Raw genomic sequence first — 15,091 nt, 5'->3', positions numbered from 1 at the left:
GGGGCCATGCTGCCGTACGGGGAGGGGCCCGTGCAGGGGGGTTCTCGCAGGGCTGACGCCGCGGGGTCCGCCCGGGTGGGGCCGGTGTGGCGGGCGGGTCCGCGGGGGCGCGGCGGGCGGTTCCCGGGGGGTGCGGGTGCGCTCGCCGGAGCGGCGTGGAGGGGCACCTGGGTGCGGATTCCGGGGGCCGGCGGTGCGGGCCCCCGGGTCTCCGGGCGGGGTGGGTCAGGCGTCGGGGCCGGCGGCTTCCTCGGCGATGCGTTCGTGGTGGCGGATGACTTCGGCCACGATGAAGTTGAGGAGCTTCTCGGCGAAGGCGGGGTCGAGCCTGGCGCTCTCGGCGAGCTGGCGCAGCCGGGTGATCTGGCGGGCCTCGCGGGCGGGGTCGGCGGGCGGCAGGTGGTGTTCGGCCTTGAGGTGGCCCACCTGCTGGGTGGCCTTGAAACGCTCGGCGAGCATGTGGACGACTGCGGCGTCGATGTTGTCGATGCTTTCGCGCAGCCGGTTCAGTTCTGTGGTGACGTACTCGTCGGTGTCGCTCGTGGTCATGGTCGTCGAGCTTAGACGTCCGGGGCGCGGGGGTGCGGGTGGGTGCGGTGTGCGGGGACGGGGGGCGCCCGTCGTGGCGGGCCCCGTGCGGGGTGGGTCGGCGTGTGGCGTCGGAGCCGGTGCGTCGCCTGGCGGGGGAGGTCCGAAAGGCGGACGCGTTCGTACGTCCCCGCGACGGGTCGAGCCCCGTGCCCGGAGTCGCGCGCCTGCCGGGCGGCGTGTGGCTGCCCTTAGAGTGAAGACCGGCCGAGGGCGCGAGGGGGTTGGGGCATGGGCGGTGCCGGCAACGGTGGCGGCGGTCCGGTCGTCCACGGCTTTCCGCATCTCGGGGCGGTCCGCTCCGCGATCACCGCGCTCTACCGGCGCGTCTCCCCCGACGGTGTCCGCGCGTACGCCACGAGTCTGGCCCCGGCGGAGGCGGCCTTCTCCGACGTGGACGACCTGCACCTCGGCGCCCAGCGGGTGGCCGGCGCCCTCGTACGGCACCTGCGGCTGCCGCAGGCCCGGGTGGTCGTCGGCTTCCGGCGGATGGAGCATGCCGCGAGCGTCGAACTGACCGCGGGTCCGGAGTACTTCATCGAGCTCAACGACCGGTTCCGGACGCACCGCAGGGACATCGGGGCGGCGCTGTCGCACGAGATCACTCATGTGCTGCTGCACCGGCTGGGGCTGGAGCTCCCCGGCACCCACGAAAACGAGATCCTCACGGACACGGTGACGGCGTACCTCGGAGCGGGGTGGCTCCTGCTGGACGCGTTCCGTCAGGACGCGGTCTCCAGCCAGAAGCTCGGCTATCTCACGCCGGAGGAGTTCGGGTACGTCCTGGCCAAGCGCGCGCTCGTGTTCGGTGAGGATCCCTCCGTGTGGTTCACCAGCCCTCAGGCGTACACCGCCTACACGGAGGGAAGGGCCGAGGCGCTGCGGGATCTGCGGCGGCCCCCGCTGACCGCCGCCGGGTGGGCCGGCCGGCGGCGCTACGCCCGGGACCGCCGCCGTGCCGCGGATCATCCGGGCGCCGCCCAGGACCCCTCGGTGCCGTACGCCTTCGAGAGCGCTGACGACGGGCTGCGGGTGTGCTTCGCGTGCCCCGTGTGCCACCAGCGGGTCCGGGTGCCGGCGCGCGGACGGACACGGGCCAGGTGCGGGCTGTGCCGCACTGTCCTCGAGTGCGACACCTGAGCATTCGTCCCCGCTGCGGGTGGTCGTAGGGTCGGTGTATGACAAATGGTCCGGTTGGGGGTGCGAGGCGCCTTTTCGAGGCATTGCACGAGGACGAGAACGCGGTGGTGAGAGCGCTTCGCGCCGGGGCCTCGGCCGAGTCGGCCGACGAGGACGGCACGACCGCGCTGTATCTCGCCTCCGTGCAGGACCTGCCCGGGGTGGTACGCCTGCTGCTGGCCGCGGGTGCCGATCCGGACCGGGCGAGCGGCCCCGACGCGGGTGACCTGCCGTTGTGCGGTGCGGCGTGCGGCGGTCACGCGGAGGTCGCCGAGGCGCTTCTGTCGGCGGGGGCGGACCCGGACCTGAGCGAGGAGTTCGGCTTCACCGCGCTGCGCTGGGCGGCGGGCCTGGGCCACGCGCGGGTCGTGGAGGTCCTCCTGGCCCACGGCGCGAACCCTGATCTGCCGGGGCCGCGGGGTGAGACTCCTCTGGTGGTCGCGGCGCGGCGGGGGTCCGCGCACACCGTGCGGGCCCTGCTCCGCCACGGCGCCCGCGCCGTGGCACCGGCGCTGGAGGAGGCGGTGCGGATGCTCGCGGTGGACGTGGAGCAGGAGCTGCGCGACGCGCTTCGGGCGATGTACGGCGAGGAGGGCCACGAGAGCGCGGTGCACCGGGAGACGGTCGACGGCGGGGTGACCGTCACGGTCGAACTCCTGCGGGACGGCGAGCCGTTCGCCGCCCAGGACGTGCAGACGGGTCACGGGGCGATCGCCACGCTGCTGGAGGGCGAGCTGGGGGTGCGGGCCCCGTTCGACGAACTGGCCGCTCGCGGGGTGCGCGGCGGGGGGCCCGGGCTGGACAACTGGCTGGTGACGGTGGGGGCGTTGTGGCTGCGCGGCGACGAGGAGACGTTCCAGGCGGCCGCCGCCTGGACGGCGAGCGAGGATCCGCTGCGGCAGGCGTTCGGCGCGGACGTGCTCGGGCGCCTCGGGTTCCACGACGGTGAGAAGCCCTTCGCCGCACGGGCGGTCCCCCTGCTCCGGGAGCTCGCCCGGTCGGGTTACCCGGTGGCGGCCGAAGCGGCGGTGCGTGCGCTGGACCGTTACGAGGAGGGTCCGGCGGGTGCGCGGGACTGAGGCGTGACGCTCACACAGGCCCCCGCTTTCCCGTGGACCCCGGCTTCCCCGTGGACCCCGGCACCGGGGCCTGTGCGGAGCTCCCCGGGTGAGCGGGGCGCGGTGGCCGGCTGGACCGGTCACCGCGCCCCTCGTGTCATGCCGCCCTGCGGCCCCGGCCCTGGGCGGTGCCACGCCCGCTGCCGCCGGACCGCCCGGATCCGGCACCGCGGGCGGAACCGCCGGCGCCGCCGCGGGCCGTGCCTCCTGCGGTCGCGCCGCGTGCGCCTCCGCCGGTGCCACCGCGGGCGGCGCCACCGGTCTGGGCCGCGCCCGAACCGGCACCCGCTCCCCCGCGCCGGCCCCGGCCCCGGCTGCCGGAGCGGAAGGCGCCTCCGCCGCCCTGGCCCGTGCCTCGGGTGCGCGGTGCCGGCTGTGCCTGCTGCGGTACCTCGATGACGACCGCGACGCCCGACGGCTCACGGGCGCCGGTGATACGGCTGAGTTCCTCGTCGCTGGACTTGATGCGGGTGGTACGCGGGTCGATTCCCGCGTCCTGCATCAGCCGGCTCATGTCGCGCTTCTCCTCGGGGAGCACGAGCGTGACGACGCTGCCGGACTCCCCGGCGCGGGCGGTGCGCCCGCCTCGGTGGAGGTAGTCCTTGTGGTCGGTCGGCGGGTCGACGTTGACGACGAGGTCCAGGTCGTCGATGTGGATGCCACGGGCTGCCACGTTCGTCGCGACGAGGGCCGTGACCTGCCCGTTCTTGAACTGGTCCAGGGTCCGGTTGCGCTGCGGCTGGGACCGTCCGCCGTGCAGGGCCGCCGCGCGCACACCGCTGGCGAGGAGCCGCTTGGCGAAGCGGTCGGCGGCCCGCTTGGTGTCCACGAACATGATGACCCGGCCGTCACGCGCGGCGATCCGGGTGGCGACGGCCTTCTTGTCGGTCTCGTCCGCCACGTGCAGCACGTGGTGCTCCATGGTGGTCACCGCTCCGGCCGACGGGTCGACGGAGTGGACGACGGGGTCGGTGAGGAACATCTTGACCAGCCGGTCGATGTTCTTGTCGAGGGTCGCGGAGAACAGCATCCGCTGGCCGTCGGGCTCGACCTGCTTGAGCAGCCCGACGACCTGCGGCATGAAGCCCATGTCGGCCATCTGGTCCGCCTCGTCGAGCACGGTGACCGAGACCTCGTCGAGGCGGCAGTCGCCTCGTTCGATGAGGTCCTTGAGCCGGCCCGGGGTGGCGACGAGTACCTCGGCGCCGCGCCGCAGCGCGCCGGACTGCCTGCTGATCGACATGCCGCCGACGACGGTGGCCAGGCGCAGGTTGACGGAGGTGGCGTACGGGGTGAGGGCGTCGGTGACCTGCTGGGCGAGCTCGCGCGTGGGGACGAGGACGAGGGCGAGCGGGGCGTGCGGCGCCGAGCGGCGTCCCGCGGTGCGTGCGAGCAGGGCCAGGCCGAAGGCCAGGGTCTTGCCGGAACCGGTGCGGCCCCGGCCGAGGATGTCCCGGCCGGCCAGCGAGTTCGGCAGGGTCGCGCCCTGGATGGGGAACGGGTCGGTGACGCCCTGCGCGGCGAGGGTCTTCAGCAGCGCGGCGGGCATGTCCAGGTCGGCGAACGCGTCGACGGCGGGCAGCGCGGGGGTCAGCGTCTCGGGCAGGGCGAATTCGCCGCCCTGGACGGGTGCGGGCCTGCGCCGGGCCGGTGCCCTGCCGGATCCTCGGTTGTTCGCCTGTGTACGGTCGGCGCCGCGCGCCCTTATCGGGCGGTTGCGGGCGGGTCGGTCCTGGCGTTCGGAACGGGTCATACGGAATTTCCCTCCTGGGGGATTCCTGGGATTACTGGCCGGCTGCTGCGGACTGCAGTTCTTCTGTGCGCCCCAGGATGCGAGCACAGAGCAGTTTTCCCGGAGGCGTGGACGACCGGGGACGGTATGAGCCGGAAACAGCACAAACCGGGGCCCGCACCGTGTAGGTGCGGGCCCCGGCTGCGAGGTACGCGTCCGGTGATCAGGCCGGGACGATGTTCTCCGCCTGCGGGCCCTTCTGGCCCTGCGTGACGTCGAAGGAGACCTTCTGGCCCTCCAGGAGCTCACGGAAGCCCGAGGTGGCGATGTTGGAGTAGTGGGCGAAGACGTCGGCGCCGCCGCCGTCCTGCTCGATGAAGCCGAAGCCCTTTTCCGAGTTGAACCACTTCACGGTTCCAGTAGCCATGTCATTCTCCTAAAAGAGGTGCAGTGCCGGAAATCCGCACTTTACGGATTCCAAGTCGCCGCATTGAGCCCCATCCGGAGAAAGCCGGAAAACAATAATGCGCCTGAGGAAAGTTCCCGTCAGGCGCACATAAAGTTCATGGGTACCAAAACTGCAACGCGGCAACCGTAGCACGTTCCGTCGGCGGCGGGTGGATCATGCCCTCCCGGCGCGCCCGGAGATCCGGCCTGCCCGGCGACGGGGCGGGGCGTCCGCGGTGCCTGGGAATCGGCTTCCGGGTGCGCCCGGATCAGTTCTCCCTTGGCTGCCGGCCCCGGCACGGCCTGCCGGGTCCCGGACGTCCGCGACGGTCCGCCCCGGGTCCGGGGCGCGCGGCGCCGGATGCTGTTTCACCCGGACGCCGTAGTGGATCCCCCGGGCGGCTCGGGGACCGCGGTGGGGATTCCCCGGAGGGTGTTGCGCCGTCCGGGTGAGCGGCCTCGGGCCGCCTGAAGGCCGTCCTCCGGCGTGCCGGTGGTCCGGCACGCCGGAGGACGCCGTGCCGGACGGGGCGGACCGCGAGGCGGGACGGCCCTCCGGCGGGGTCGTCACGATTCACGGACGGGGCTGTCGTCGGCGCCCCGGCGAAGGGTGCGCAGGCGGTGACCCGGGCGCCAGACCTGCAGGACGAGGTCGTCGCCGTCGATGCCGGTGCGGACGACTTCTGCCGGATCGGCGCGGAAGAGGAGGGAAGGGCTCCGGTGGGGTGACCTCCTCGACGAAGCAGGCCAGTACGGCCGGGTCGGTGATCTCGACGGCTCGACCCGAGATCCGCACGTCCCCGTCGGCCATCTCGGCGTCGGGGCCCGGGTTCGCCTGGACGGCGAAGCGCGGGTCCCGGCGCAGGTCGAGCGCTTTGCGGGAGTGGGGCATCATGCCGAACCACATGGCGTCCATCCTGAACTCCACCTCCAGGCCGGTGACGCGCGGGGACCCGTCGGCGCGGACGGTGGCGAGGACGTGGTGCTTGTACTGCTTGAACCGTGTGCGCACGGTGTCCGCGAGGTCCGGTTGCTCCGTGCGGAAGGTCTGCCAGGGGACGGGGCCGGTGTTCGGTGTCTTGGGTGTCATGGGTGTCATCGAACCCGTCGATCCGGACATCCTCTGTCGTGATTCACGGCGGATTCACCGGATCGGACGCTCGTGGGTGCCTGGGCCCGGTTCTCCGGGGACCGCCCGGCACGGGCCGCTCGCGCCCGGGGCCACTCGGGCACGAGCCGTTCGCGCTCGTGGCCCCTCGCGCCCGGGGCCACCTCGGGCGTCGGTCGCCCGGCTGTGGAAGAGCCCCGGCGACTTCCGAAGGGCCCGGAGTGCGCCGCGTAACGGCTGACGGGAGCTCAGGGGCCGCCGTCGCCGTACCCGGTGACCGGGCCCCGGGGCCCGTTCGCTATCTTGAGCGCCGCCGCCCCGGCGGCCCTCCTCCCGTTGACGAATGAAGGAGCCGGCCATGGAGGCCGCCGCCACCAGGTGCTACCGCCACCCGTCGTACGAGACGTATGTGCGCTGCACGCGCTGCGACCGGTACATCTGCCCGGACTGCATGCGTGAGGCGTCGGTCGGTCATCAGTGCGTGGAGTGTGTGAGGGCAGGCCAGGCGTCGGTCCGTCAGGCGCGGTCGGTGTTCGGCGGCTCGGCGCGGGGCGGGGTGACTCCGCTGGTGACGTATGTGCTGATGGCGCTGAACGTCCTCGCGTACGTCGTCGAGGTGGTGCGTTCCGGGACGGTGGACCGGTTCGGGATGCTCGGGGCGGTGCTGGTCGACCCGTCGGGCGGCCAGTACTACTACCGGGGGGAGACCTATCCGGGCCTGGAGCTGACCGGGGTGGCCGACGGGGAGTGGTACCGGCTGCTGACGGGGGCGTTCCTGCACATGCCGCCGGACTCGCCGTTCGGTGTGATGCATCTGGTCCTCAACATGCTCGCCCTGTGGAATCTGGGCCGGATCGTGGAGGGGCAGCTGGGCCGCGCCCGCTATCTCGCCCTGTATCTGCTGTCCGCGGTGGGCGGTTCGGTGCTGGTCTACCTGGTGTCTCCGGAGACGACGGCGGTCGGCGCGTCGGGGGCGATCTTCGGTCTGGCCGCGTCGTTCTACGTCATCAGCCGCCGTCTGGGCCAGGACATGCGGGCGGTCAACCGTTTCATGGCGGGATTCCTGCTGTGGCTGGTGATCTCGGCGGCGTTCACGTCGTGGGAGGGGCACCTCGGCGGACTGCTGACGGGTGGCCTGGTCACCTACGGGCTCGCGTACGCCCCGGCGAGGCTGCGGACGTCGGCCGTTCAGGCCGCCGGCGGGGTGGTGCTGGTGGTGCTGCTGGCCGCCGTGGTCACCGTACGGACGGCGCTGCTGACCGGAGTGCTCTGACACGGCGAGGGGTCCGGGTGCCGAGGAGCCCGGGCGACCCGGTGCGGCGGTGAACCCGCAGGTGGCGGGTGTGGGGCGGCGCTCTGGGATCATCACCGCATGGCAAGAGATTCATCGGCGGGGGAACCCGCGGGTACGGCCCTCGAGGGCCGGGGTCCGGGGAGTGGCCCCGGCCGCTTCCTCCGGCGGCTGCATCCGCTCGACTGGCTCGCGGCCGGTCTGCTGGTCCTGGGGCTGCTCGCGGTGGTGACGGGGCTGCTGCCGTCGGAGCCCGCCGCCGAGGAGATGCGGCGTGTGGGCCCGCTGCTGGCGTTCCTGGGCACGGTGATCGTGATGGCGGAGCTGACGGGCCGGGCCCAGGTCTTCGACGTGGTCGCGGCGTGGGTGGCACGGGCGGGGCGGGGACGCTATCCGCTGCTGTTCGGCCTGTGCGTGCTGTTCGCGTCGCTGACCACGATCACGCTGAACCTGGACACCACGGCGGTGCTGCTCACCCCGGTGATGCTGGCGCTGGCCGGTCGGGTGGGGATCGCGGCGGTGCCGCTGGCGATGACGACGGTGTGGCTGGCCAACACGGCGAGTCTGCTGCTCCCCGTGTCGAACCTGACGAATCTGCTGGCGGCCGACCGGGTGGCGCTCTCGCCGTCGGGGCTCGCGGCGGTGATGTGGCTGCCGCAGCTCGCGGCGATCGGTATGACCGCGGTGTGCCTGTGGGTCTTCTACTGGCGTCGCGGCAGGCGCGGCGCCGACCGTTACGTCCCTCCCGGTGCGCCGGTGGCGGAGGATCCGCTGCTGCTGCGGGTCTGCGCGGTGGCGTGCGTGGGATTCCTGCTGGCGATCCTGGTGGCCGACGTTCCGCTGTGGTCGGCGTCGCTGACCGCGATGATCGTCGTGGTGGTGGCGTTCGCGGTACGGCGGCCCGGGGAGTTGCGGCTGTCGTTGGTGCCGTGGCGGCTTCTGGTGCTGGTGCCCGGGATGTTCCTGGTGGTGCAGACGGTCGACGCGCACGGTCTGCACGAGTTGCTGGAGTCCCTGCTGGGGACGGACGACGGCTTCCTCGGGATGCTGCGGTCCGCGGCCGTGGGGGCAGGCGTGGCGAACGTCCTGAACAACCTGCCGGCGTATCTGGCGGGCGAGGCGGTCGTTCCGGCGGGGAACCAGGGGCAGTTGCTCGCTCTGCTGATCGGGGTGAACGTGGGGCCTCTCGTCACTCCGTGGGCGTCGCTGGCGACGCTGCTGTGGTTCGAGCGGTGCCGGTGGCAGGGGACGAGGATCGCCCTGGGGCGGTTCGTCGGGACGGGGCTGGTGCTGTCGGTGACGGGCACGCTGGCGGCCGTGTGCGCGCTGGCGCTGACGGTCTGACGTACGGGAGGGAGGGCCCGGCTCACGCCGCGGCGCCCGCCCCATGTCCGGTCGGGGACGGGGGCGGGCGCCGCGTTCAGTTCCGTACGCCGTTGTACGGGACGTCTGTGTGCCGAGGTCAGACCATCAGGGAACGGTCCGTCGGGCGGATCGGGGCGGGCAGTGCGCTGGCCCCGGTCAGGTAGCGGTCCACGCCGCGTGCCGCGGAGCGGCCCTCGGCGATGGCCCACACGATGAGGGACTGGCCGCGGCCCGCGTCACCGGCGACGTAGACGCCGTCGACGTTGGTCGCGTAGTCCTCGTCGCGGGCGATGTTGCCGCGCTCGTCGAGGTCGAGGCCGAACTGCTGGACGAGGCCGTTGGCCTGGTCGGTGCCGGTGAAGCCCATGGCCAGGGTGACGAGCTGGGCCGGGATGACGCGCTCGGTTCCGGCCTTCTGCTCCAGCTTGCCGTCCTTGAACTCCACCTCGATGAGGTGCAGGGACTGGACGTTGCCGTCCTCGTCGCCCTCGAAGTGGGTGGTGGAGACGGAGTAGACCCGCTCGCCGCCCTCCTCGTGCGCGGAGGTGACCTTGTAGAGCATGGGGAAGGTCGGCCAGGGCTGGTTGGCGTTCCGCTCCTCGCCCGGCTTGGGCATGATCTCCAGCTGGGTGACGGAGGCCGCGCCCTGGCGGTGGGCGGTGCCGACGCAGTCGGCGCCGGTGTCGCCGCCGCCGATGACGACGACGTGCTTGCCCTCGGCGGTGATCGGGGAGACCGTCAGGTCGCCCTCCTGCACCTTGTTGGCGAGCGGGAGGTACTCCATCGCGAAGTGCACGCCGTTCAGCTCGCGGCCCGGGACGGGCAGGTCGCGGGAGACGGTGGCACCGGCGGCGATGACGACCGCGTCGTAGCGGCGGCGGAGCTTGGCGGCGTCGAGGTCCTTGCCGATCTCCACCTCCGTACGGAACTTGGTGCCCTCCGCGCGCATCTGCTCGATGCGGCGGTTGATGTGGGACTTCTCCATCTTGAACTCGGGGATGCCGTAGCGGAGGAGTCCTCCGATGCGGTCCGCGCGCTCGTAGACGGCGACGGTGTGGCCGGCCCGGGTCAGCTGCTGGGCGGCGGCGAGTCCGGCCGGGCCGGAGCCGATGACGGCGACGGTCTTGCCGGAGAGCCGCTCGGGCGGCTGCGGGGTGACGTCGCCGCTGTCCCACGCCTTGTCGATGATGGAGACTTCGACGTTCTTGATGGTGACGGCGGGCTGGTTGATGCCGAGGACGCACGCCGACTCGCACGGGGCGGGGCACAGGCGGCCCGTGAACTCCGGGAAGTTGTTCGTGGCGTGCAGGCGCTCGGACGCGGCGGTCCAGTCCTCGCGGTAGGCGTAGTCGTTCCACTCGGGGATCAGGTTCCCGAGCGGGCAGCCGTTGTGGCAGAACGGGATGCCGCAGTCCATGCAGCGCCCGGCCTGCTTGCTGATGATCGGCAGCAGCGATCCCGGAACGTAGACCTCGTTCCAGTCCTTGACGCGCTCGCCGACCGGGCGGGTCTCGGCGACCTCGCGTCCGGTGGTCAGGAAGCCCTTGGGGTCAGCCATTGGTCGCCGCCTCCATCATCTTCTCGGTGGTCTCCTGCTCGGAGAGACCGGCGAGCTCAGCGGCGTCCTTGGCGGCGAGCACTGCCTTGTAGGTGGACGGGATGATCTTGCTGAAGCGGGTGACCGCGGTGTCCCAGTCGGCCAGCAGCTTCTCGGCGACCGTGGAACCGGTCTCCTCCTGGTGGCGGCGCACGACGTCGTGCAGCCACTGCTTGTCGGTGTCGTCGAGGGCTTCGACGGCTGCGGCGTTGCCGGTGTTGACGTTGTCGAGGTCGAGGTCGACGACGTACGCGATACCGCCGGACATACCGGCCGCGAAGTTGCGTCCGGTCTCGCCGAGCACGACGGCGTGTCCACCGGTCATGTACTCGCAGCCGTGGTCGCCCACGCCCTCCGAGACGACGGTGGCACCGGAGTTGCGGACGCAGAAGCGCTCGCCGGTCCGGCCGCGGAGGAACAGCTCGCCGCCGGTGGCGCCGTAGCCGATGGTGTTGCCGGCGATGGTGGAGTACTCGGCGAGGTGGTCGGCGCCGCGGTCCGGGCGGACGACGACACGGCCGCCGGAGAGGCCCTTGCCGACGTAGTCGTTGGCGTCGCCCTCCAAGCGCAGGGTCACGCCGCGGGGGACGAAGGCACCGAAGGACTGGCCGGCGGAGCCGGTGAAGGTGATGTCGATGGTGTCGTCGGGCAGGCCCGCGCCACCGAACTTCTTGGTCACCTCGTGGCCGAGCATGGTGCCGACGGTGCGGTTGATGTTGCGGATCGCGACCTGGGCCCGGACGGGCTGGGCGGCCTCGGGGCTGTCGGCGCCGAGGGCGTCGGCGGCGAGCCTGATCAGCTCGTTGTCGAGGGCCTTGGCCAGTCCGTGGTCCTGCTCCGCGATCTGGTGGCGCACCGCGCCCTCGGGGAGGTCGGGCACGTGGAAGAGGGGCTCGAGGTCCAGGCCCTGGGCCTTCCAGTGGGTGACGGCCCGGTCGGTGTCGAGGAGTTCGGCGTGGCCGACGGCCTCCTCGATCGTGCGGAAGCCGAGCTCGGCGAGGATCTCGCGGACCTCTTCGGCGATGAACTCGAAGAAGTTGACGATGTATTCGGCCTTGCCGGAGAAGCGGTCACGCAGGACCGGGTTCTGGGTGGCGATGCCGACGGGGCAGGTGTCGAGGTGGCAGACGCGCATCATGACGCAGCCGGAGACGACGAGCGGCGCGGTCGCGAAACCGAACTCCTCGGCGCCGAGCAGCGCGGCGATGACGACGTCGCGGCCGGTCTTGAGCTGGCCGTCGGTCTGGACGACGATGCGGTCGCGCAGGCCGTTGAGCAGCAGGGTCTGCTGGGTCTCGGCGAGGCCGAGCTCCCAGGGGCCGCCCGCGTGCTTCAGGGAGGTCAGCGGCGACGCGCCCGTTCCGCCGTCGTGGCCGGAGATGAGGACGACGTCCGCGTGCGCCTTGGAGACACCCGCGGCGACGGTACCCACGCCCACCTCGGAGACCAGCTTCACGTGGATGCGGGCCGCCGGGTTGGCGTTCTTGAGGTCGTGGATCAGCTGAGCCAGGTCCTCGATGGAGTAGATGTCGTGGTGCGGCGGGGGCGAGATCAGGCCGACGCCCGGGGTGGAGTGCCGGGTCTTGGCGACCCACGGGTAGACCTTGTGGCCGGGCAGCTGGCCGCCCTCACCGGGCTTGGCGCCCTGGGCCATCTTGATCTGGATGTCGTCGGCGTTGACGAGGTATTCGCTGGTCACACCGAAGCGGCCGGAGGCCACCTGCTTGATGGACGAGCGGCGTGCCGGGTCGTACAGGCGCTCGGCGTCCTCGCCGCCCTCGCCGGTGTTGGACTTCCCGCCGAGCTGGTTCATGGCGATGGCAAGCGTCTCGTGGGCTTCCTGCGAGATCGAGCCGTAGGACATCGCGCCGGTGGAGAAGCGCTTGACGATCTCGGACGCGGGCTCGACCTCGTCGATGGAGATCGGGGAGCGCGATCCGCCCTTGAAGCCGAAGAGTCCGCGGAGCGTCATGAGGCGCTCGGACTGCTCGTTGACCCGCCCGGTGTACTTCTTGAAGATGTCGTACCGGCGGTTGCGGGTGGCGTGCTGGAGGCGGAAGACCGTCTCGGGGTCGAAGAGGTGCGGCTCGCCCTCGCGGCGCCACTGGTACTCGCCTCCGATCTCCAGCGCGCGGTGCGAGGCGGAGATGCCGGAGGCGGGGTACGCCTTGGCGTGGCGGGCGGCGACCTCCTTGGCGACGACGTCGAGGCCGGCGCCGCCGATCTTGGTGGCGGTGCCGTTGAAGTACTGGGCGACGAAGGCCTCGTCGAGGCCGACGGCCTCGAAGACCTGGGCGCCGCGGTAGGACGCGACGGTGGAGATGCCCATCTTCGACATGACCTTGAGGACGCCCTTGCCGAGGGCGTAGATCAGGTTGCGGATGGCCAGCTCGGGCTCGATGCCCTCGATGAACGTGCCGGCGCGGACGAGGTCCTCGACGGACTCCATCGCGAGGTACGGGTTGACGGCGGCGGCGCCGTAACCGATGAGGAGGGCGACGTGGTGGACCTCGCGGACGTCCCCGGCCTCGACCAGCAGGCCCATCTGGGTGCGCTGCTTGGTGCGGATGAGGTGGTGGTGGACGGCCGAGGTGAGGAGCAGCGACGGGATCGGCGCGTGCTCGGCGTCGGAGTGGCGGTCGGAGAGGACGATGAGGCGTGCGCCGTCCTCCATGGCCGCGTCGACCTCGGCGCAGATCTCCTCGATGCGGGCGGCCAGGGCGTCGCCGCCGCCGCTGACGCGGTAGAGGCCGGCCAGGGTGGCGGCCTTCATGCCCGGCATGTCGCCGTCGGCGTTGATGTGTATCAGCTTGGCGAGCTCGTCGTTGTCGATCACCGGGAACGGCAGCGTGACGTTTCGGCACGTCGCGGCGGTCGGCTCCAGGATGTTGCCCTGGGGGCCGATCGTGGAGCGCAGCGAGGTGACGAGCTCCTCGCGGATGGCGTCCAGCGGCGGGTTGGTGACCTGGGCGAACAGCTGGGTGAAGTAGTCGAAGAGCAGCCGGGGGCGCTCGGAGAGCGCGGCGATCGGCGAGTCGGTCCCCATCGAGCCGAGGGGTTCGCCGGCGGTGCGGGCCATCGGGGCGAGGAGGACGCGGAGCTCTTCCTCGGTGTAGCCGAAGGTCTGCTGGCGGCGGGTGACCGAGGCGTGGGTGTGGACGACGTGCTCGCGCTCGGGGAGGTCCTCGAGCTCGATCTCGCCGGTCTCCAGCCACTCGGCGTAGGGCTGCTCGGCTGCGAGGGACGCCTTGATCTCGTCGTCCTCGATGATGCGGTGCTCGGCGGTGTCGACGAGGAACATCCGGCCGGGCTGCAGGCGGCCCTTGCGGACGACCTTGGCGGGGTCGATGTCGAGGACGCCGACCTCGGAGGAGAGGACGACGAGGCCGTCGTCGGTGACCCAGTAGCGGCCGGGGCGCAGACCGTTGCGGTCGAGGACCGCGCCGACCTGGGTGCCGTCGGTGAAGGTGACGCACGCCGGGCCGTCCCAGGGCTCCATCATCGTCGCGTGGTACTGGTAGAACGCGCGGCGGGCCGGGTCCATGGAGGCGTGGTTCTCCCATGCCTCGGGGACCATCATCAGCACGGAGTGCGGCAGCGAGCGGCCGCCGAGGTGGAGGAGTTCCAGCACCTCGTCGAAGGACGCCGAGTCGGAGGCGTCGGGGGTGCAGACGGGGAAGATCCGGTCGAGGTTCTCGGTGCCGAAGAGGTCCGAGGCGAGCTGGGACTCGCGGGCCCGCATCCAGTTGCGGTTGCCCTTGACCGTGTTGATCTCGCCGTTGTGCGCGACGAAGCGGTACGGGTGGGCGAGCGGCCAGCTCGGGAAGGTGTTGGTGGAGAAGCGGGAGTGGACCAGCGCGACCGCGGTGGCGAAGCGGCGGTCGGAGAGGTCCGGGAAGAACGGCTCCAGCTGCCCGGTGGTGAGCATGCCCTTGTAGACGATGGTGCGGGCGGAGAGCGAGGGGAAGTACACCCCTGCCTCGCGCTCGGCGCGCTTGCGCAGGGCGAAGGCCTTGCGGTCCAGCACGATGCCGGTGCTGGTGCCGTCGGCGACGATCACCTGGCGGAACTCGGGCATGGTGGCGCGGGCGCCGTTGCCGAGGATGTCCGGCGTGACGGGGACCTCGCGCCAGCCGAGGACGTCGAGGCCCTCCTGGGCGGCGATCTTCTCGATGCGCTGGACCGCGGCGGTGGCGTCGTCCGCGGGGAGGAACGCGATGCCGACGGCGTAGGAGCCGGCGTCGGGGAGCTCGAAGGCGACCTCTTCGCGGAGGAAGGCGTCCGGGATCTGGAGGAGGATTCCGGCGCCGTCGCCGGAGTCGGGCTCGGATCCGGTGGCTCCGCGGTGTTCGAGATTGCGCAGTACGGTCAGCGCCTGCTCGACCAGCTCATGGCTGGCCACACCGGTCAGAGTGGCCACGAACCCGACACCACAGGCGTCGTGCTCGTTACGGGGGTCGTACATCCCCTGCTGGACAGGGCGACCGTCCATGGGCGACCAGGCGTCGGAACGCATCGGCTCTCCCGTCGTCGTCGTGGCATGTGCTGTGCCGAGGGACGACGCTGGCCCTCTGCGAAATTTCGTGCAGGTTACATGATGGAACGCTTCTCAAAAAGCGAATAGTCCGTTCCATCATGCGGACACCGCGGAGTCGCGGTGCGAGTG

9 protein-coding genes and 1 pseudogene are annotated in these 15,091 nt (G+C 71.8%); 4 read left to right on the top strand and 6 right to left on the bottom strand.

The genetic code is table 11. The features are described 5' to 3' along the window. Window positions 1-225 precede the first annotated feature (225 nt). Window positions 226-549: a chorismate mutase gene (locus tag ACFXOA_RS10265; RefSeq protein ID WP_385024633.1), complete on the bottom strand. Its 324-nt coding sequence runs from the start codon at window positions 547-549 to the stop codon at window positions 226-228. Between the two features lie 270 nt (window positions 550-819). On the opposite strand from ACFXOA_RS10265, the gene ACFXOA_RS10260 reads away from it, so the two are divergent. Together ACFXOA_RS10260 and ACFXOA_RS10255 are read left to right on the top strand one after the other, a co-directional pair. Next, window positions 820-1,728, top strand: a complete 909-nt coding sequence (locus ACFXOA_RS10260; protein ID WP_385024631.1) for a hypothetical protein — start codon at window positions 820-822, stop codon at window positions 1,726-1,728. A gap of 38 nt (window positions 1,729-1,766) precedes the next feature. Then, a complete protein-coding gene (locus tag ACFXOA_RS10255) occupies window positions 1,767-2,846 on the top strand; it encodes an ankyrin repeat domain-containing protein (protein ID WP_385024629.1) in 1,080 nt (359 codons plus the stop codon). A gap of 136 nt (window positions 2,847-2,982) precedes the next feature. Here ACFXOA_RS10255 and ACFXOA_RS10250 read toward each other — a convergent pair whose 3' ends face one another. The 3 genes and pseudogenes from ACFXOA_RS10250 to ACFXOA_RS10240 form a co-directional block, all read right to left on the bottom strand. After that, on the bottom strand, window positions 2,983-4,638 hold the full coding sequence (locus tag ACFXOA_RS10250) for a DEAD/DEAH box helicase (RefSeq protein ID WP_385024627.1): 1,656 nt from the start codon (window positions 4,636-4,638) through the stop codon (window positions 2,983-2,985). Window positions 4,639-4,840: 202 nt separating this feature from the next. Beyond that, window positions 4,841-5,044, bottom strand: coding sequence for a cold-shock protein (locus ACFXOA_RS10245; RefSeq protein ID WP_362543040.1), 204 nt, complete (start codon window positions 5,042-5,044; stop codon window positions 4,841-4,843). A 587-nt stretch (window positions 5,045-5,631) separates the two neighbouring features. Continuing rightward, window positions 5,632-6,163 (bottom strand): annotated as a pseudogene (locus ACFXOA_RS10240) (pyridoxamine 5'-phosphate oxidase family protein). Between the two features lie 367 nt (window positions 6,164-6,530). On the opposite strand from ACFXOA_RS10240, the gene ACFXOA_RS10235 reads away from it, so the two are divergent. Together ACFXOA_RS10235 and ACFXOA_RS10230 are read left to right on the top strand one after the other, a co-directional pair. Beyond that, a complete protein-coding gene (locus tag ACFXOA_RS10235; protein ID WP_385024625.1) occupies window positions 6,531-7,445 on the top strand; it encodes a rhomboid family intramembrane serine protease in 915 nt (304 codons plus the stop codon). A 99-nt stretch (window positions 7,446-7,544) separates the two neighbouring features. Further along, window positions 7,545-8,807, top strand: coding sequence for an SLC13 family permease (locus ACFXOA_RS10230; RefSeq protein ID WP_385024623.1), 1,263 nt, complete (start codon window positions 7,545-7,547; stop codon window positions 8,805-8,807). Between the two features lie 118 nt (window positions 8,808-8,925). Here ACFXOA_RS10230 and ACFXOA_RS10225 read toward each other — a convergent pair whose 3' ends face one another. Both ACFXOA_RS10225 and gltB read right to left on the bottom strand, forming a co-directional pair. Then, a complete protein-coding gene (locus ACFXOA_RS10225; protein WP_385024621.1) occupies window positions 8,926-10,386 on the bottom strand; it encodes a glutamate synthase subunit beta in 1,461 nt (486 codons plus the stop codon). Continuing rightward, window positions 10,379-14,941, bottom strand: coding sequence for a glutamate synthase large subunit (gltB, locus tag ACFXOA_RS10220; protein WP_385024619.1), 4,563 nt, complete (start codon window positions 14,939-14,941; stop codon window positions 10,379-10,381). The genes ACFXOA_RS10225 and gltB overlap by 8 nt, the downstream gene beginning before the upstream one ends. Between the last annotated feature and the right edge of the window lie 150 nt (window positions 14,942-15,091).

This window comes from Streptomyces sp. NPDC059166, from assembly GCF_042755185.1.
In the GTDB taxonomy this organism is placed as follows: Bacteria; Actinomycetota; Actinomycetes; order Streptomycetales; family Streptomycetaceae; genus Streptomyces.
The sequence above is the reverse complement of the archived record's forward strand: the minus strand, read 5'-3'. Positions and strand labels throughout refer to the sequence as shown.

Excerpts from the sequence above, each read along its gene's own strand:
- ACFXOA_RS10225 (WP_385024621.1), bottom strand. The coding sequence starts at position 10,386 with ATGGCTGACCCCAAGGGCTTCCTGACCACCGGACGCGAGGTCGCCGAG.
- ACFXOA_RS10255 (WP_385024629.1), top strand. The coding sequence starts at position 1,767 with ATGACAAATGGTCCGGTTGGGGGTGCGAGGCGCCTTTTCGAGGCATTG.
- ACFXOA_RS10250 (WP_385024627.1), bottom strand. The coding sequence starts at position 4,638 with ATGACCCGTTCCGAACGCCAGGACCGACCCGCCCGCAACCGCCCGATA.
- ACFXOA_RS10245 (WP_362543040.1), bottom strand. The coding sequence starts at position 5,044 with ATGGCTACTGGAACCGTGAAGTGGTTCAACTCGGAAAAGGGCTTCGGC.
- gltB (WP_385024619.1), bottom strand. The coding sequence starts at position 14,941 with ATGCGTTCCGACGCCTGGTCGCCCATGGACGGTCGCCCTGTCCAGCAG.
- ACFXOA_RS10230 (WP_385024623.1), top strand. The coding sequence starts at position 7,545 with ATGGCAAGAGATTCATCGGCGGGGGAACCCGCGGGTACGGCCCTCGAG.
- ACFXOA_RS10265 (WP_385024633.1), bottom strand. The coding sequence starts at position 549 with ATGACCACGAGCGACACCGACGAGTACGTCACCACAGAACTGAACCGG.
- ACFXOA_RS10260 (WP_385024631.1), top strand. The coding sequence starts at position 820 with ATGGGCGGTGCCGGCAACGGTGGCGGCGGTCCGGTCGTCCACGGCTTT.
- ACFXOA_RS10235 (WP_385024625.1), top strand. The coding sequence starts at position 6,531 with ATGGAGGCCGCCGCCACCAGGTGCTACCGCCACCCGTCGTACGAGACG.